Source organism: Suttonella sp. R2A3 (genome assembly GCF_021513215.1).
GTDB lineage: Bacteria > Pseudomonadota > Gammaproteobacteria > Cardiobacteriales > Cardiobacteriaceae > JAHUUI01.
This window is the reverse complement of the sequence record NZ_CP090975.1, coordinates 193,826-211,573: the sequence shown is the minus strand read 5'-3', so window position 1 is coordinate 211,573 and position 17,748 is coordinate 193,826. Positions and strand designations below refer to the sequence as shown.

21 protein-coding genes are annotated in these 17,748 nt (G+C 47.7%); 13 read left to right on the top strand and 8 right to left on the bottom strand.

From position 1 onward, the window contains the following. Nucleotides 1-67: 67 nt before the first annotated feature. From L0B52_RS01070 to L0B52_RS01025, 10 genes are all read left to right on the top strand, one after another. The gene (locus tag L0B52_RS01070) at nucleotides 68-1,042 is read left to right on the top strand and encodes a tripartite tricarboxylate transporter substrate binding protein (RefSeq protein ID WP_235064692.1); all 975 of its coding nucleotides are present in this window, start codon (nucleotides 68-70) and stop codon (nucleotides 1,040-1,042) included. A 107-nt stretch (nucleotides 1,043-1,149) separates the two neighbouring features. Beyond that, complete coding sequence (locus L0B52_RS01065) at nucleotides 1,150-1,617, top strand: tripartite tricarboxylate transporter TctB family protein (RefSeq protein WP_235064691.1); 468 nt, start codon at nucleotides 1,150-1,152, stop codon at nucleotides 1,615-1,617. Beyond that, a complete protein-coding gene (locus L0B52_RS01060) occupies nucleotides 1,614-3,140 on the top strand; it encodes a tripartite tricarboxylate transporter permease (RefSeq protein ID WP_235064690.1) in 1,527 nt (508 codons plus the stop codon). Before L0B52_RS01065 ends, L0B52_RS01060 begins: the two co-directional genes overlap by 4 nt. 9 nt (nucleotides 3,141-3,149) lie before the next feature. Then, nucleotides 3,150-3,791 carry a carbonic anhydrase gene (locus L0B52_RS01055; RefSeq protein ID WP_235064689.1) on the top strand — a complete coding sequence of 214 codons (642 nt, stop codon included), beginning with the start codon at nucleotides 3,150-3,152 and terminating at the stop codon, nucleotides 3,789-3,791. Between the two features lie 9 nt (nucleotides 3,792-3,800). Next, nucleotides 3,801-4,394, top strand: a complete 594-nt coding sequence (locus L0B52_RS01050; protein WP_235064688.1) for a YigZ family protein — start codon at nucleotides 3,801-3,803, stop codon at nucleotides 4,392-4,394. A 96-nt stretch (nucleotides 4,395-4,490) separates the two neighbouring features. Continuing rightward, entirely contained in the window at nucleotides 4,491-5,558 is a 1,068-nt protein-coding gene (locus L0B52_RS01045; protein WP_235064687.1) for a 3-deoxy-7-phosphoheptulonate synthase, read from the top strand. Nucleotides 5,559-5,563: 5 nt separating this feature from the next. Next, nucleotides 5,564-6,145 carry a 16S rRNA (guanine(966)-N(2))-methyltransferase RsmD gene (gene rsmD, locus L0B52_RS01040; protein ID WP_235064686.1) on the top strand — a complete coding sequence of 194 codons (582 nt, stop codon included), beginning with the start codon at nucleotides 5,564-5,566 and terminating at the stop codon, nucleotides 6,143-6,145. Next, the gene (gene coaD, locus L0B52_RS01035; protein ID WP_235064685.1) at nucleotides 6,138-6,647 is read left to right on the top strand and encodes a pantetheine-phosphate adenylyltransferase; all 510 of its coding nucleotides are present in this window, start codon (nucleotides 6,138-6,140) and stop codon (nucleotides 6,645-6,647) included. The genes rsmD and coaD overlap by 8 nt, the downstream gene beginning before the upstream one ends. 46 nt (nucleotides 6,648-6,693) lie before the next feature. Next, on the top strand, nucleotides 6,694-6,921 hold the full coding sequence (locus L0B52_RS01030) for a hypothetical protein (RefSeq protein WP_235064684.1): 228 nt from the start codon (nucleotides 6,694-6,696) through the stop codon (nucleotides 6,919-6,921). Nucleotides 6,922-7,087: 166 nt separating this feature from the next. Then, nucleotides 7,088-7,495, top strand: a complete 408-nt coding sequence (locus tag L0B52_RS01025) for an OsmC family protein (protein ID WP_235064683.1) — start codon at nucleotides 7,088-7,090, stop codon at nucleotides 7,493-7,495. Between the two features lie 35 nt (nucleotides 7,496-7,530). Here the strand turns inward: L0B52_RS01025 and L0B52_RS01020 are convergent, their stop codons facing one another. The 6 genes from L0B52_RS01020 to L0B52_RS01000 form a co-directional block, all read right to left on the bottom strand. Next, the gene (locus L0B52_RS01020) at nucleotides 7,531-8,193 is read right to left on the bottom strand and encodes a hypothetical protein (protein ID WP_235064682.1); all 663 of its coding nucleotides are present in this window, start codon (nucleotides 8,191-8,193) and stop codon (nucleotides 7,531-7,533) included. A 42-nt stretch (nucleotides 8,194-8,235) separates the two neighbouring features. Next, nucleotides 8,236-8,739, bottom strand: coding sequence for a 5-(carboxyamino)imidazole ribonucleotide mutase (gene purE, locus L0B52_RS01015; protein WP_235064681.1), 504 nt, complete (start codon nucleotides 8,737-8,739; stop codon nucleotides 8,236-8,238). Beyond that, nucleotides 8,732-9,856, bottom strand: a complete 1,125-nt coding sequence (locus L0B52_RS01010) for a 5-(carboxyamino)imidazole ribonucleotide synthase (RefSeq protein WP_235064680.1) — start codon at nucleotides 9,854-9,856, stop codon at nucleotides 8,732-8,734. The genes purE and L0B52_RS01010 overlap by 8 nt, the downstream gene beginning before the upstream one ends. 133 nt (nucleotides 9,857-9,989) lie before the next feature. After that, the gene (locus tag L0B52_RS09600; protein WP_260088714.1) at nucleotides 9,990-10,166 is read right to left on the bottom strand and encodes a Sua5/YciO/YrdC/YwlC family protein; all 177 of its coding nucleotides are present in this window, start codon (nucleotides 10,164-10,166) and stop codon (nucleotides 9,990-9,992) included. Continuing rightward, nucleotides 10,151-10,558, bottom strand: a complete 408-nt coding sequence (locus L0B52_RS01005; protein ID WP_260088704.1) for an L-threonylcarbamoyladenylate synthase — start codon at nucleotides 10,556-10,558, stop codon at nucleotides 10,151-10,153. Before L0B52_RS01005 ends, L0B52_RS09600 begins: the two co-directional genes overlap by 16 nt. Further along, nucleotides 10,546-11,154: a transglycosylase SLT domain-containing protein gene (locus L0B52_RS01000; protein WP_235064679.1), complete on the bottom strand. Its 609-nt coding sequence runs from the start codon at nucleotides 11,152-11,154 to the stop codon at nucleotides 10,546-10,548. Before L0B52_RS01000 ends, L0B52_RS01005 begins: the two co-directional genes overlap by 13 nt. Nucleotides 11,155-11,217: 63 nt before the next feature. Here L0B52_RS01000 and L0B52_RS00995 point away from each other — a divergent pair, with 63 nt between their 5' ends. Then, nucleotides 11,218-12,864 (top strand): glutamine--tRNA ligase/YqeY domain fusion protein, encoded by a 1,647-nt coding sequence (locus L0B52_RS00995; protein ID WP_235064678.1) that lies wholly within the window; start codon nucleotides 11,218-11,220, stop codon nucleotides 12,862-12,864. 30 nt (nucleotides 12,865-12,894) lie between these two features. Here the strand turns inward: L0B52_RS00995 and L0B52_RS00990 are convergent, their stop codons facing one another. Both L0B52_RS00990 and L0B52_RS00985 read right to left on the bottom strand, forming a co-directional pair. After that, nucleotides 12,895-13,374 (bottom strand): GNAT family N-acetyltransferase, encoded by a 480-nt coding sequence (locus L0B52_RS00990; RefSeq protein WP_235064677.1) that lies wholly within the window; start codon nucleotides 13,372-13,374, stop codon nucleotides 12,895-12,897. A gap of 12 nt (nucleotides 13,375-13,386) precedes the next feature. Further along, nucleotides 13,387-16,170, bottom strand: coding sequence for a valine--tRNA ligase (locus L0B52_RS00985; RefSeq protein WP_311195345.1), 2,784 nt, complete (start codon nucleotides 16,168-16,170; stop codon nucleotides 13,387-13,389). Nucleotides 16,171-16,350: 180 nt separating this feature from the next. Between L0B52_RS00985 and L0B52_RS00980 the strand changes: the two genes are divergently transcribed. Next, a complete protein-coding gene (locus L0B52_RS00980) occupies nucleotides 16,351-16,851 on the top strand; it encodes a glycine zipper 2TM domain-containing protein (protein WP_235064675.1) in 501 nt (166 codons plus the stop codon). A 159-nt stretch (nucleotides 16,852-17,010) separates the two neighbouring features. Next, a complete protein-coding gene (gene ccmC / locus L0B52_RS00975; RefSeq protein WP_409202300.1) occupies nucleotides 17,011-17,745 on the top strand; it encodes a heme ABC transporter permease CcmC in 735 nt (244 codons plus the stop codon). Nucleotides 17,746-17,748 lie beyond the last annotated feature (3 nt).

The window sequence follows — 17,748 nt, the reverse complement described above, 5'->3', positions numbered from 1 at the left end:
TTAACAATAAATGCGGTGCCATAGTGTTATGGCTTGCCTCAAAGGTCTGAATATAAGGAATCCTATAATGAACAAAATCTTGTGCACTTTAGCGCTTGCGACAATGAGTACGTCAGTGTTTGCCGCTGATGCCCCACAAATAAAAGAATGTATTGCCCCCGCTGATCCAGGTGGTGGCTGGGATTTCACCTGTCGTAGCGTGAGCAAATTACTACGTGAAGAAGGCTATGTTAATCAGAACATCCAAACCGTGAATATGGCGGGGGCTGGCGGCGGTGTTGCCTTTGCCCATGTGGTGTCAAAGCGTGCTGATGATAACGGGCTCTTCATCGCTGCTTCTACGGCAACCACAAGCCGTTTGGCACAAAAACAATTCCGCGGCATGGATGCGGGCATGGTGAAATGGGTTGGTTCATTAGGCGCTGATTATGGCGTTATTGCTGTCGGTAAAGACTCACCATACAACTCACTCAATGATCTTATGGACGCGGTTAAAGCGAATCCTCGCGACGTTAAATTTTCTGGCGGCAGCGCACGTGGTGGCTGGGATCATTTGAAAGTTTTATTAACCGCTAGTGATGCTGGGGTTGAAGATTTGGTTAGCATCCCATATCTGTCGTTCAATAACGGTGCAGAAGCGATCACCCAGGTGATCGGTGGCCACTTAGATGGTTTTAGTGGTGATGTTTCAGAAATTAAAGGGTTTATTGATTCTGGCGATTTAAAAATATTGGCCGTTCTTTCCGAAGAACGCCTCGAAGCACCCTTTGATCAGATCCCTACCGCAGCTGAACAAGGCATTGACACCATCGCCCCTAACTGGCGCGGGTTCTACTTACCCGGTAATGTCGATCAAGCCACCTACGACTGGTGGGTGAACACGCTGGACGAACTTAGTGAAACCGATGCTTGGCACGAAGTCATGCAGCAAAACGGCTTGATGACGTTCACCAAAACCGGTGCTGAATTTGATGCGTATGTCAGCAAACAAATCCAAGATATTCACGATATCTCAGTTGATTTAGGGATCATCAAAGAATAAACACGCTCTTGATCCTCTTAAAACGGCATAATACGTAACGACTGTGCCGTTTTAAGAGCCGCCGCATTTTGCCATGGTCTGACATGGCGTCTAAAACTGGAACGATTATGACTGAAGAAACCTCAGCTCATACCATTGCCGATCGCATCTTAGGGATTGCGGTGGTGGTATTAGCCATAGCTTATGGTTATGGTGCGCAACAATTTGAAGAACCCTTTGGACTGGCAGAAGTCATTGGTTCTGAAACCTTTCCCACAATTCTTAGCATCATTTTAGGGCTATCCGGCCTCACACTCATTGTCAAACCGCAGCAAGGACAAATCTGGCCTAAAGGCAAAACCTGGCTTGAACTCATTGTTATTGTTATTGCGCTGATCGCGTTTGCATTGCTGCTTGAAGAAGCTGGATTTATCTTATCTTCAATCGCTTTTTGCTGGTTTGTCAGCTTCATGATGGGCGCACAACCTCTACGCGCCTTAGTGATTTCTGTGAGTTACAGCGTTGCACTATATGTCTTGTTTAACTATGGTCTAGAGCTTGCCCTGCCAGCGGGTTGGTTGGGAGCGATTTTATGAACAGTTTTAGCTTATTGATGGATGGCTTTGTTAACGCACTGACCTGGCAAACGCTCTTATTCGCACTCATTGGCTGTATTTTAGGGACTTTGATTGGTGCCCTACCGGGCTTAGGCCCAGCAAACGGGGTCGCGATCCTCATCCCGTTGGTGTTTAGTCTTGGCCTGAATCCGGCAGAGTCTCTTGTGTTATTAACCTCCGTTTATGCCGGTGCGATGTATGGCGGGCGTATTTCGAGTATCTTGCTCAACATTCCCGGCGACGAGCCGGCGCTCATGACCACACTCGATGGTTACCCAATGGCCAAACAGGGCAAGGCAGCAGAAGCACTGATGCTTTCTGCGGTCGCCTCATTTATTGGCAGTTTAATTGCTACCATCGGGTTGGTTATGCTCGCCCCACTGCTGGCAAAAGCCGCGCTACAGTTTGGCTCTCCTGAGTATGTCGCGCTTTATGTATTGGCGTTTGCTGCCCTAGGCGGGATTACCAGCCAAAGCTTGGCCAAGACTTTGATCGCCACAGCGCTTGGGTTGATGATTGCAACCATTGGTATCGATAAAAACACCAGCACACCACGCTATACTTTTGATATTCTTGAGCTTTATGAAGGGATTGATTTTATTGTCGTGTTGGTTGGAATGTTTGCGATCAGTGAATTATTGATGTTCATCGAAGCGCATAACAACAGCAGCAAAGACATGATCAAGGTCAATAAATTACGCTTCTCTTTTAAAGAAGTGGTTCATATTTTGCCCACCTCGTTACGCGGCTCATTCCTCGGCTTTTTGGCCGGTGTATTACCGGGCGCTGGTGCGTCCTTAGGGAGCTTCATCAGTTACACCTTAGAGAAAAAGGTATTGGGCAAAAAAGGTCATTTTGGTACCGGCGATCCTCGTGGAGTTGCCGCCCCAGAGGCTGGTAATAACGCTGCCGCTAACGGCGCTTTAGTGCCGATGCTGACTCTTGGCGTACCTGGCAGTGGAACAACCGCTGTATTACTCGCAATGCTGGTTTCTCTCAACATCACCCCAGGACCGATGCTATTCCAGCAAAATGCTGATTTAGTATGGACAATCATCGCCGCGTTATTTATCGGTAACGTGATGCTGCTTGTACTCAACATCCCGATGATCGGATTTTTTGTTAAAATCCTCAGCATTCCGCCGCGCTATTTGATGCCGCTCGTCACCATCATTGCGATCCTTGGGATCTATTCGATCAGTCATAGTCTGATGGATATTTATTTGATGATCGGTTTTGGTGTCTTTGGCTATTTTATGCGCAAGCTGGGTGTCCCCGTGGTACCGATTATTTTAGGCATGTTGCTTGGCCCAGATTTAGAAACCTCGCTGCGCCATTCATTGATGATCTCTGATGGCAATTGGCTGATTCTCTGGCAGAGTCCACTCGCGATTGGTTTGTGGATTGTCGCGATTGCCGGCTTGATCCTACCGATGATTATTGGCCCAATTTTGCGGACTAAGATGAAGCAAGCAACCTTTCGTGATGATATAAGTGATTAACAGACAGGCATGAAAAAACAACACATTCAGAAGTTACTTGATAGCAACGAAGCTTGGGCGAAGCGATTCGCCCAAGACAACCCAGGAATCTTTGAACAACTCAGCACTCAGCAAGCCCCACAATACTTGTGGATCGGCTGTTCTGATAGCCGTATCCCGGCCAATGAAGTGATGGGATTATTACCGGGTGAGGTTTTTGTTCACCGCAATATCGGCAACCTGGTCCATTCGATGGATATTAACTGCCAGAGCGTTATTCAATTTGCGGTTGAGCAGCTGAAAGTTAAGGATATTATCGTCGGAGGTCATTATGATTGTGGTGCGATTAAAGCGGCATTATCGATGGAAGATTTCGGGATGATGAATAACTGGTTGAGCGCGATCAAAGATACCTATGTCGAATCGTCACGCGAATTTCATTTAATGGATAAACAACAAGAAATTGACCGCCTGTGCGAACTCAATGTGATGAAGCAAGTGCTTAATGTGTGTAAATCGAACACCGTCCAGCGCGCATGGTCGCAGGGACAAACTCTGTTTATCCACGGTTTGATTTATGGGGTACATAATGGGCGTTTGGTCGATTTGGACGTCTCGATCGACAACAACAATACGCTCAATCAAATTTATTGCTTAAACGTCGCCAATTAACCTCAATTTATGGCCTATTGTCAGCGAATCAAACGTGCTGTCAGCGCAGAAATCACTGTTAAAGGCAGTAAATTCATCGCCTATGCAGAGCCTGTTGGCTCTGTAGCGGCGATTGAGGCACACATTGAGGCGCTACGCCAAGAGCATCATAAAGCGCGCCACCATTGTTATGCCTGGCGCCTGGGCCCGGAAGGTGAGGAATACCGCGCTAATGATGATGGCGAGCCTTCAGGAACTGCCGGACTACCGATCTATAATCAATTGTTGAGCTTTGATGTGAGTGATTGCTTAATCGTGGTGGTTCGCTATTTTGGCGGCACATTACTTGGCGCACCCGGTTTGATTCGGGCTTATAAACAAGCCAGTCTTGAAGCGCTAGAACAAGCGTACCTCAGCCAAATCATCCCAAAAACAACCTTTAGCGTTAGTCTCCCCTACCAAGCCGTTAATGAATTAATGCAGAGCGTTGAACACTGGCAGATGCGCATCATTGACCAGAAAATGGATATGCCTTGCCGCTATATCCTTGAATGCCGCCGTGATGATTATGAGTTAATTATTGATCAGTTTACCCGTACAGAGATTACGCTGATCGCTGATTAAGCTAAGCGTCGCTGATATAGCGAACAATTCTTCTTCGAGGGTTTGCAATCGCAGCAATTTACCCTAGACTAAGCATCTTTAAGCTTAAAATAGATCATGACCATTCCCAATCATAACGAACTCAGCAATCTCAATATTGCTGAACAAAGCCGTCTTTTAAGTCCTTTGGATTTAATTCGCCGTCACCCGGTAACAGAGGCTGCAAAAGCCACGATTCTTCAAGGCCGCGAAACGGTTAAAAATATCTTAGACCGTAAAGACCCACGTAAACTCGTGGTTGTTGGTCCTTGCTCGATTCATGATGTGGATGCAGCTATCGACTACGCGCAGCAATTAAAAACCTTAGCGGACGCTGTTGCTGATCAGCTCTATATCGTCATGCGGGTGTATTTTGAAAAACCCCGTACCACTGTTGGCTGGAAAGGCTTAATCAATGACCCGGATTTGAACGATACGTTTGACATCGAAAAAGGCTTACATATTGCACGCGAGCTAATGATCAAAATCAACGAAATAGGGTTACCGATTGGTACAGAAGCGCTTGATCCGGTTTCCCCACAATACCTTGGTGATTTAGTCAGTTGGACGGCTATTGGTGCACGCACAGCTGAATCGCAAACCCACCGTGAGATGTCGAGCGGCCTATCCACCCCGGTGGGCTTTAAAAACAGCACCGATGGCTCGCTGGATGTGGCGATTAACGCGATCCAATCCGCTGCGCAACCTCATAGTTTCTTAGGGATTGACGCTGAAGGTGTTACCGCAATCACTCGCAGTAAAGGCAATGCTTATGGGCATGTGGTGCTGCGTGGCGGACGCAGTGGGCCCAATTATGATACGGTGAATGTGGCCATCTGCACCGAGCGCTTGAAAGAACACAACATCGCCACCAACTTAATGATCGATTGTTCGCATGCGAACTCAAGCAAAGATCCGCAGCGCCAACCCTTAGTGTTTAAAGATTGCATTTATCAAATCATAGAAGGTAACGATGACATCATCGGCATGATGCTGGAAAGCCACATAAACGCCGGCAGCCAGAGTCTGGGTAAAGATCTCTCAGCCCTGCGCTATGGCGTGTCGATTACCGATGGCTGTATTGACTTTGCAACCACCGATAGCTTATTGCGCCAATCATGCACCATGCTAAAAGAAAAACGGTAAACCTCATGAGTAAACAACGTCAACACAACCATAGCGTACGGATCATTGCCGGCAAACATCGTGGGCGAAAGATTCCTGTCTTAGATCGCCCTGGTTTACGGCCGTCACCGGATCGAGTCCGCGAAACCACCTTTAACTGGCTACAATTTGATTTACCGGGCGCGCACGTGCTTGACGCATTTGCCGGCAGTGGCGCAATGGGCTTAGAGAGCTTATCGCGCGGAGCCGCGAGTGCGGTCTTTGTCGATAAGGACGCTGAGAACATCACGCAAATTAACGAATTACTGCAAAGCTGGCATGAATCCCATGCGCGAGCACAAACTGCTGATGTATTGACGCTTGCTCAGCCTCGCACACCCTATGATGTGATTTTTATTGACCCTCCTTTTGCTGATAACCTGCACCAACAAGCACTGAACCAATTCAGTCATCCGGCGTGGTTGAAACCTCATGGCATGATCTACATCGAGCTGCCTGAACGCCCTGATTCTCTCGATTTACCCCAAGGCTTTAACTGGCATAGAAAGCAGCGTGCGGGCTCACTGTATTTTGGCTTAATTAAACGCACGGATAACGCTGATGATTGAACGTATTGCGATCTACCCCGGCACTTTTGACCCAATCACAGTCGGTCATCAAGACATCATTCGTCGCGCGACGCGTTTATGTGATGTGCTCTATGTCTGTGTGGCAACTGGGCATCATAAAAAAACGCTATTTAACCTCGATGAACGTACCGATATGGCAAAAAACGTTATCAACAGCTTAGCGCTTGATGCTGATGTACGGGTGATGGCTTTTTCTGGGTTACTGATTGAAACATGTCGCGAAGTCGGTGCGAAGATGATTATTCGCGGTTTGCGTGCGGTCTCAGATTATGAATACGAGATGCAATTAGCCGCGATGAATCGTCATCTTGCAGCGGATATTGAAACCATTTTCTTGACCCCTTCTGAGCACTTATCGTTTATCTCATCAACCATGGTGCGCGAGGTAGCAAGACTCGGCGGCGATTTGGGTGGACTAGTCGCCCCCTATGTTCATGACAAATTCGTCACCGATTTGCAACGTGACTCAAAAAGCGTGTAGAATCGATGTTGATTTCCCCAACAACGAACTGATTAAGGAGTATCGCATGAAGAAATCATTCAAAATCATTGCTGTTTCTGCAGCTGCCCTGACTTTTGCTGGCTGTGCTAGCTCTGGCGCGTCTAGCTCTGACATCGCTGATCTTAAAGTTGCTGTTGAAGAAGCACGTGCAGCAGCTGTTCAAGCAGATCAAAATGCTCAAGCAGCTTATGAGTTGGCTTCTCAGAACGCTGAGAAAATCAACCGCGCATTCCGCACTTCACAGCTCAAATAAGTCTCAGCCCTTAATTGAGTTAACAGAAAACCAAATTTCTGTAAAAAAGCGTCTTCGGGCGCTTTTTTATTGCCTGAATGATCCTAGTCATCACCAGCTGATGAAAGACAATCCTGACGCACTTTGCTAGACTTAATCCCGATAACACCCATTTTTTAGGAGACCTATGATGACAACGGCCGTTATTCACTACACCGGCAATCTGCACACCGATATGACCCATCTGCAAAGTGATACCACGATCAGTACCGATGCACCGACTGATAATGGTGGTCAAGGTGCGGCGTTTTCGCCAACCGATTTAGTTGCCAGCGCCCTAGGCGGCTGTATGCTGACCATTATGGGACTAAAAGCAGCGTCGATGGGGATCGAGTTTAGCGACGTTCGCGCTGAAGTCACCAAAACCATGTCGGCTAACCCACGACGAATCAGCGCCGTTGATATTGCCTTTTATATTAATCACGATTATCCAGAGGCCACCCGTAAGCGATTAGAAGCGGTAGCGCACGCCTGCCCAGTTGCGCAAAGCCTTCATCCGGACATTGCGCAGAACCTGAGCTTTCATTATGCCTAAGTTATCAAGCCACTATCTGCTTGAAAGCTCATTTTTTAAGGATGGTTGCAAATCGCTGGTTGTTTGATATCCAGGTTTTGCACAATGCGCGTGGCTTCTTCTGATGCAGCCTTAACAGTTGCCTCATTCGAACCAGCAGCGAGTTTTTTGGCATAAGCCAGCGAAACATAACCACCACATGAGGGGGTTGGGTAAAAGACTTGGCTGTTGACTTCATAAGATGGTGTCGCTTCATCTGGGGCAAAAATCCAAGCCACTTCTATGCTTTGCTGCGCCTGGTTGATCGACACATCAGAAGAAACCAACCCTTTTGGTTTTTGTGCAGCTAATGCCTGCTTGAGTCGCTCAAGAGGAGGCGTCTCGGTATTAGCAAACACAGCGACTGTGATGGTCAATAACTCTGACCATTGATCAACCGTTTCATTATTGGCAGTATATTCAACGAATACCTGATCCTGATCAGGCAGATGCATCACTAAATTATCCTTCTCAGGGGCGGGATTACCAGTTAAATCTCGGCCGCTGTTTTGAATCACGAGGGAGGAATTCGCATACGCATGCATAAATTTTTTCCCTTCAACGCTTACTTGCGCAGGAAACGTCACAACACTATCGCCTGTTTGTGTGAGATAGGCATTACCAGCCCCGCCACAAGCCACCAATAACCCCGATAATGCAGCCAAGCTCATTTTTGTCATGTTCAATTTCATGATTATTACCCCAACTGTTTTAAGAACTGGTTAATAAGCGCACGGATAATCATTCTGTAATGCACTGGCTTTTTCTAACACAGCCTGTTTCATTTCATCTTGATACGCACACATGCGTTTTTGCAGTTCATCATTACTGACCCCTAAGATACGCAGTGCCAACAAACCCGCATTTTTCGCCCCGTCGAGTGCCACAGTTGCCACCGGCACACCACCAGGCATTTGTAAAATAGAGAGTACAGAATCCCAACCATCGATCGAATTACTCGAGTGAATCGGCACCCCAATCACTGGCAGTGGGGTTAGGGAAGCGAGCATGCCTGGCAAATGCGCAGCGCCTCCAGCCCCTGCTATGATCACAGATAGGCCACGTTCAGCAGCACTGCGTCCATAATCGAGTAAGCGCTCAGGAGTACGGTGTGCTGAGACGATTGTCACTTCATAATCTACGCCAAATTGCCGACAAACCGTCACCGCCTCATCCATGACCCGTAGATCACTATCACTCCCCATCACAATGCCAATTTTAGCCACGAGCAATCACCTCTGCATACTGTTTTACTTTATCAATTTTGCGGTTAAGCGCCTCATCAGAAGCGGCAAGAATGGTTACGTGCCCCATTTTTCGCCCAGGGCGCGTCACTGATTTGCCATACCAATGCACAGAAACCTCATCGAGTGCGAGCAACTTTTCTAAATGCGGCAATACCGCCTCACCTTCATGTCCTTCAGCGCCGATCAAATTCACCATCGCCGCCGGACGGTATAACTGCACTGTTCCTAGTGGTTGTTTGGCTAAGATGCGCCACATCTGATCAAACTGTGAGCTTGGACACGCTTCAATGGTTAAATGCGCGCTGTTGTGCACTCGTGGGGCAATTTCATTAATCAACACCTCACCCTCTTGATCGACAAACAGCTCAACAGCAAAAATCCCCGCTGAGGCCATCGCAAGCACCGCATCTTCGGCAAGTGCGACCGCATGCGCCTCAACTGAAGACGATAATCTTGCCGGCGTTTTCACCACATCGACTAAATTGAGTTCAGGATTAAACACCATCTCAAGGATCGGATAACACACCAAATCACCAGAGCCGTCCGTAGCAACCAGCACCGCAATTTCTTTCGCTATCGGACACATCGCTTCAATTACTGAGGGCTCATCCCACAGATTATCTAATTCCTGTTCATCACGGATCACTTGCACACCACGACCATCGTAGCCGCCGGTACGGAGCTTTTGTACAAAAGGCAGAGCGATTTTCTCTAAATCAACTTCATCGCGCCCTTTGATCAGATAAAAATCGGTTGTGGCGAGCTTATGATCAGCATAAAACTGTTTTTGTTTGCCTTTATCTTGAATCATCTCAAGAACACGTGGTTCAGGAATCACCCTTTTACCGGCTTCTCTGAGTTGTTTCAGTGCGGCCACGCTCACGTGCTCAATCTCGATGCCGATAACGTCTTGCTCTTCGCCGAAAGCAAGCACCGTCGCTTCATCATTAAAATCGCCGCAATAAAAATCATCGGTTAACGCAGCTGCGGGCGCATCCAGCGTTGGATCAAGAATCGCCACCGAATGTGGGTAATTTGCGGCTTCTTGCAAGAACATTCGCCCAAGCTGGCCGCCGCCAAGAATACCAATTTTCATAACCACTCCATTTCATTGTTTTATCTTAATGGTTGTTCAGGTAACGCTCAAGCACCACCTAAACATCCTGAAATTTGTTCTTTAATGCATCAACAATACCGCTTATACGCGCTACTTATTAACACCCAAACCGCTAATCACGCAGCACAGAACCACTACGCCAATCGATAATTCGACTGGGCCGCGCCTCACCACCAAGCGGTCCGTCCACCACCAAAATATCCGGGAAAAGTGCTTGCACAGCTTGCGCATTCATAAGCGCCGGTTCTCCCGGTAAATTCGCTGATGTCGCGATCAATGGTCGACCCAGCTCAGCGCATAACGCTTTAACCAGCGGATGGCGCGATTGGCGAATCGCAATCCCCCTTCACGATGCATCAGTTTTGTAGGCACACGCACTGAAGGTGGCAAAATAAACGTGGTCGCGCGTTGCTGGCTGGCAATCTGCATTGTCTGCCAAGCCTGATCGTCAATCCCCGAAACCCACTCCGCGGCTTGTTGCCAATGACCCACCACGAGCACAACGCCCTTACCCGGATCACGCCCTTTTTTTAGCCGTAAAACCCCATCAATGACCTTAGCATTTGCCGCATCACCACCAAGCCCATAAACCGCCTCGGTCGGATACGCAATGACGGACCCAATTCGCAGCGCAGCAACAATCTCCGCCTGCGCTTCTGGCCAAGGTTTTATAGTGGACATTCAAATAACTGCGCCTGATAAAGCATTGCGCGGTCGACCACTTTATCGGTCACACTCAGCAGCCAGGGTTTACCAATAAATGAGGCTTGTTCGAACCCGCCCAAGCCTTCGTGATAGGCTAAATATTGATTGCGCACATCATTAAGCGGTACGCCATTACGCGCAACATTTTGATGGGCATACCAGCCGATAAAATCAACTGAATCGTCAAAACGCTCACGTGAGCTGTTTGCCCGCCCACGTTTATCTTCATACCACTGCCATGTCCCATCCTTAGCCTGCGGCAGGCCATAGGCGCGCGAGCTACTCATCGCAGTAGGATTGAAACGCGATTCCTGATGCATAAACGCCAGCACATACCAAGGTTCAATCTGCCAATTTTGCTGCGCGGTTCTTAGCGCTTCGCGCCAGTGCGGACGGGCTTCGAGTAGCGCACAGGCATCGGCTTGTAAAGCTTGCGCAGGCTGAGTTTCATTGGCAAAACGGTCATCACCTTGGGCAAAATGTCCCGGTGCAGCGGTTTGTGTTACCCCACCGCCACCACAGCCGGCAATCAGCAATACGCCAAACACGCCAATTCCCATCATTTGCCGCATAATGTGTCCTCTTAAAATCTGCTAGAATAGCCCATTTTAGCATTGGCACAGAGAAGAAACACCATGAGCGAAACTCCGGCAGCGGCAAACTTTATTAAAAACATCATTACCGAAGACGTCGCCAACGGCAAAAACAGTGGCAACGTGATTACGCGTTTTCCTCCAGAACCAAATGGTTACCTGCATTTAGGACACGTTAAATCGATTTGCCTGAACTTTGGTATGGCAGAAACTTTCAACGGATATTGCAACCTGCGTTTTGATGACACCAACCCCGAAAAAGAAGACGCAGAATATATGGATGCGATCAAGCAAGATGTTAAATGGCTTGGCTTTACGTGGAAAGATGCACACCATGCCTCAGACTATTTTCCGCAGCTACTCGATTTTGCGTATCAGCTAATTGATAAAGGTTTAGCTTATGTGGATTCTCAAGACGGTGAAACCATTCGTGAACAACGCGGCACCTTAACCGAACCTGGCATTAATAGCCCGTATCGTGAGCGCAGTGTCACGGAGAATCGTGAGATTTTTGACGCTATGGTTGCCGGTGACTACGATGATGGAGCGCATGTTTTGCGCGCCAAAATCGATATGACTTCGCCAAATATCAACCTGCGTGATCCGGTGATTTATCGTATTCGTCACCATGCGCATTTCCATGCTGGTGATCAATGGAAAGTCTATCCGATGTACGACTATACCCATTGTCTATCCGATATGATCGAAGGCATCACTCATTCCTTGTGTACCCTGGAGTTTGAAAACAACCGCCCACTCTATGATTGGGTGTTAGACGCTTTAGAAACGCCCTGTCACCCGCAGCAAATCGAATTTTCACGTCTGAACCTTGAATACACGGTGCTTTCTAAACGCCGCCTGATTCAGTTGGTTCAAGAAGGACACGTTGATGGCTGGGATGATCCGCGTATGCCAACGATTGTCGGTATGCGTCGTCGCGGCATCACCCCGCGCGCACTGCGTGAGTTCTGTCGTAGCATCGGGATCAGTAAATCCGATGGAACAGTGGCAATGAGCCATTTTGAGAGCATTATTCGTGATGATCTTAACCAACACGCCACACGACGCATGGCGGTGTTGCAGCCACTAAAAGTCACCATCACCACCTTAGATCCGTCGTACGAACAAACCTTAAGCTTACCCAATCATCCGCAAAACCCGAATTTAGGTACACGTGAGGTGCCGTTTGGCAACACCCTTTATATTGAGCAAGACGATTACAGCGACGAGCCACCGCGCAAGTGGAAACGCTTAGCCCAAGGTCAGGCGGTGCGTTTACGTGGCAGTTATGTGATTACCTGTGATGAGGTAATCCGTGATGATCAAGGCAAGGTAATCGAGCTCAAATGTAGCCATGATCCCGACACCTTAGGTAAAAACCCAGAAGGTTATAAACCCAATGGCGTCATTCATTGGGTCAGTGCGGCGCACGCACTAGACGCTGAAATCCGTCAATACGGTTTGTTGTTCAATCAAGCCAACCCGATGGCTGCCGAACACTTTATCGATACCTTAAACACCGACTCTTTAGAGACGTTGCATTCAGCAAAAGTTGAGCCGGCAGCGCGTGAGGAAGTGGGCACCGTTTATCAGTTTGAACGTCAAGGTTATTATGCGATCGACCCCGATAGTGATACTTCACATCTGGTATTTAACCGTACCGTTGCCCTGCGCGATAGCTGGAAATAAATTAACAACGCCCTCACATCTTGAGGGCGTTCACTTTGTTGGCTTTAACGCCTTACTCACATAATGAAACGGCAGCAATAAACCATTACGTTCGCGCACATCCGCGCCATCATCAGAAAAGCCATAACGTAAAAATAGCGGAAATGACGCCAAAGATGCTCGCGCGCGCACTTCATCAGCGCCAATACGTGCCGCTTCATCCAACATATGCGCTAGCATCATTCCACCAATCCCCTGACCTTGCGCCTTAGGATGGACATAAAGAAAATCGATATACGACCCTGAGACATTTAGTGCACAAAATCCCAATAAGTTCTCAGCCGTTTTCGCTAGCCATACATACTGCGCATTCAGTCTATCCGCCCACTCTTCAGGCGTGGCGCGACTCGCCCACGCCTCTTTTTGTGCTAAGGGATAAAGCGCCTCATCCACAGCTAAAACCGCCGCGCGAAACAACGCGATCACATCTTTAGCATCTTCTGCTTGATAAGCAAGCAGTGAATAAGGCACATCCTGCTTCATTTATAAACGACTGATTTTTTCTTGCTGTGCGCGCAGTTCTTTCATCTCATTTTGCTGCTCAGTAACCTGTTCTTGAGATTTAGCCACCAGTTCAGCTGGCGCATTGTTCACGAACTTTTCGTTACTGAGCTGACCATTTAGGCGATCAATGCTTTGTTGTAATTTAGCTATCGCCTTATCTAAGCGAGCAAGTTCGGCATCTTTATCAATCAAGCCTGCCAATGGAATATGCAGCTTCATCTCACCAATCAGCGCGATCGCTGATTCAGGCGCCTCACCTTCAAGCACCTCAAAGCCCTCTAATTTACCAAGCTTTTTGATCATCGCGCTAAATTCAGCCAAATACTGTTGGTCCTGAACGCTCGCATGCTCAACCAACACAGGAATCGGTTTGCTTGGTGCAATATCCATTTCGCTGCGGATTTTACGTACCCCACTGAGTACTGCACACACCCATTCGGTCGCGATCACTGCATCCTGCTGGCTATGGTTTTCAGGTTGCGGATAATCAGCAATCATAATGCTCGGCGTATCGATCACTAATTTACCCTTAATCGTCTGCCAGATTTCTTCACTGATAAACGGCATAAACGGATGAATTAAGCGCAGCGATTTTTCGAGCACGGATAACAAGGTGCGCTGTGTGCCAGCGATTTGTGCCGGATCATCGCCGTTTAAGATTGGTTTAGTGAGTTCTAAATACCAGTCACAATACTCATTCCAGATAAATTCATAAATGGCTTTTGCTGCGATATCAAAGCGATAACTGTCAATTGCCTGGTTGACTTTACGCGCAGCTTCATCAAATTGCGCCTCGATCCAACCATCAAATGCGCTATAAGTTACTTCGCTACCGTGTTGGTAATCTTCGGTTTTCATCAACACAAAGCGTGCTGCATTCCAGATTTTGTTACAGAAATTGCGATAACCTTCTAAACGGTGCATATCCCAGTTAATGTCGCGCCCAGTGGAGGCGAGTGCAGCCAGGGTAAAACGCAACGCATCTGTACCATGTGGGGCAATCCCTTCAGGGAAGGTTTCGCGGGTGTTTTTCTCGATTTGCGCGGCAATCTTCGGGTTCATCATATTCGCAGTGCGTTTCGCGACCAGACTTTCCAAATCAATACCATCGATCATATCGAGCGGATCGAGCACATTACCTTTGGATTTTGACATTTTCGCGCCGTGTTCGTCACGAATCAGCCCGGTGACATACACATCCTTAAACGGCACTTGCGGCGTTTCATCTTCATCTTTAACAAAGTGCAGGGTGAGCATGATCATCCGCGCGACCCAGAAGAAAATGATGTCAAAACCGGTCACCAGGGTGGAGGTTGGATGGAAGGTTTTAAGCTCTGGGGTTTGTTCTGGCCAACCGAGGGTTGAGAACGTCCACAGCGCCGAGCTAAACCACGTATCGAGTACATCATCATCCTGACGCAGGACGATGGCATCATCAAGCTGATGCTCACGGCGCACTTCCGCCTCATCACGACCGACATAAACGGCACCCGACTCGTCATACCACGCCGGAATTCGGTGCCCCCACCATAACTGGCGCGAGATACACCAATCTTGAATATCGCGCATCCAGGCAAAATACATATTTTCGTATTGTTTGGGCACAAAACGGATGTCGCCATTTTCTACCGCTTCTATCGCGGGCTTGGCCAACACATTCGCACGCACATACCATTGATCGGTGAGATACGGTTCAATCACGCTGCCGCTACGATCGCCATACGGACGCACCAAGGTATGATCTTCAATTTTTTCTAAATAGCCGTGTTCTTTTAAATCAGCGACAATCGCTTTGCGTGCATCAAAGCGATCCATCCCTCGATAACGCTCTGGGGCGTTGTCATTCATGCTCGCGTCATCATGAAACAGATTGATGATTTCGATGTCCTGACGCTGCCCTACTTGGTAATCGTTAAAATCGTGCGCCGGGGTGATTTTTACACAGCCCGTACCAAATTCAGGATCTGGATAAGGGTCAGTAACCACCGGAATAACACGATCGGTCATCGGCACATGAACCAATTTGCCGATCACCTCTTTATAGCGCTCATCGTCTGGGTGCACTGCCAAACAACCATCAGCGAGAATCGTTTCCGGACGTGTGGTCGCGATATGCATATAACCGCCACCAAAATCCACATCCTTATCAACAAACGGATAGCGCACATGGTACATATGTCCGCGCTCTTCTTTGTTCTCAACTTCCAAGTCAGAAATCGCCGTTTTTAATACCGGATCCCAATTCACCAAGCGTTTACCACGATAAATCAAATCTTCTTTATACAGGCGAACGAAGACTTCTTTAACCGCCTCTGAAAGACCATCATCCATGGTAAAGCGTTCGCGCGACCAATCGGCAGAAGCACCTAAGCGACGTAATTGATTACTGATATTACCGCCGGATTCTGCTTTCCAGTCCCAAATTTTATCGATAAATGCGTCACGGCCGTAATCGTGTTTATTTTTCCCCTCTTCAGCGGCCACTTTACGTTCAACCAGCATTTGTGTCGCGATCCCCGCATGGTCTGTGCCTGGTTGCCATAGCGTATTGTCGCCCTTCATACGGTGATAACGGATCAAACAATCCATAATCGTATCTTGAAAAGCATGGCCCATATGCAGCGAGCCGGTCACATTAGGTGGTGGAATGGCGATACTAAAATGCGCTGCAGTATTATCACCATTTGGCGCAAAATACCCCGCATTTTCCCATTGTTTATACCATTTTTGTTCAATATCGCTCGGGCTATAAACCTTCGCCATCTCTTCGCTCATTGCCTGCTCTCTAAATCAAGAAAATTAAACGCACGATTTTATCATAAATACGCAGCCATACCTGCCCGAAGCGACGATTTAACAGCGCCTGATTGATAAATACCTTGACTTGATAGCAAGCAACGCTTAAATTAACAAGGTTACCATACTCAAACGGAGAGTATCCCCATGAAAAAAAATATTAAAACCATCCTCATTTGCTTTTTTGGCGTCGCCATTCTCACCGGTTGTATTGCTACCGGTACACGCATGGATTATTCACAAGTCAACCAGATTCAGCGTGGCGTAACCACAGAACAACAAATTCGTATGTTATTTGGTGAACCGGTTACAGTGAGTGTCAACCAAAAAGCCGGTATTCGCAAACTTACTTATGGCTACCGTAATAGCGATCAAATCAAAAAGAGCGCAGCAGGTATTGGTGGCGCTGCCGCTGGTGGTTTACTTGGCAGCCAGATCGGTGGTGGTAGCGGACAAGTGATCGCTGGTTCAGTCGGCGCGATAGCTGGTGGTCTGCTTGCTGATAATATGGTCACTGCGCGTCAAGAAGAACAGTATTTAGAAGTACTGATCTCTTTAGCAACGGGTCGTGTGGTTGATTATAACTACATTGAAAACAAAGGCCGTTCACAATCTTGGAGTGTCAACTCAGGGGTTGGCACCTTATAAGCGACCATTCAAGTGGCAAAAAGGCTTCGCATCGCGAAGCCTTTTTTATTGGGTAAATGCTTAAAATTGCAAGCTAATGACCTAGATGTAATAGTTTTATTTATTGGCCAGCTAGCCTATAATGCCGGCATTCTAAAGACTATATAAATAGACATGAGTATGTGGCAAAGCATCCGAAAATGGGGGCATCAATGGGCAAGCCCTGCAGGGTTTGATCGTTTAAGTGGTTATTTTTTACCGTGGTTGACACCGTTAGCATGGATTCTTCTTGCAGTAGGCGTCATCTGGGGTTTAACCATTGCCCCTGCTGACTACCAACAAGGTAATAGCTACCGGATTATTTTTATTCACGTCCCTTCTGCAGCGCTCTCTATGAGTATTTATGTGATGATGGCGCTGACTTCATTAGTCTTCTTTATTTGGCGTGTTCGCACAGCAGCCATTTTTGCGCGTGCTGCGGCACCCTATGGGGCATTGGTTACCGCCCTTGCGCTCATCTCAGGCATGTTATGGGGCAAGCCCACTTGGGGTACGTATTGGACATGGGATGCGCGTCTCACCTCTGAGCTGATTCTATTATTTTTATATATCGCCTATATGATGCTGCAAGAAAGCATCGAAGACCGCGCACAAGCGGATCGCTTAAGCGCCATCTTGGCGATTGTCGGGGTAATTAATATCCCGATTATTCATTACTCGGTTGACTGGTGGAATTCCCTACATCAAGGAGCAACCATCTTAAAACTTGGTGCACCATCGATGTCGCTATCGATGCTACTACCATTATTAATTACCCTTAGCGCGTTTTATCTGCTGTTTTTTTCCTACATTTTAAAAAGCATGCAAAACGCCATTCTCTCTCATCGGATTGAACGCTTACTCGTGCGTTCGTAAAGC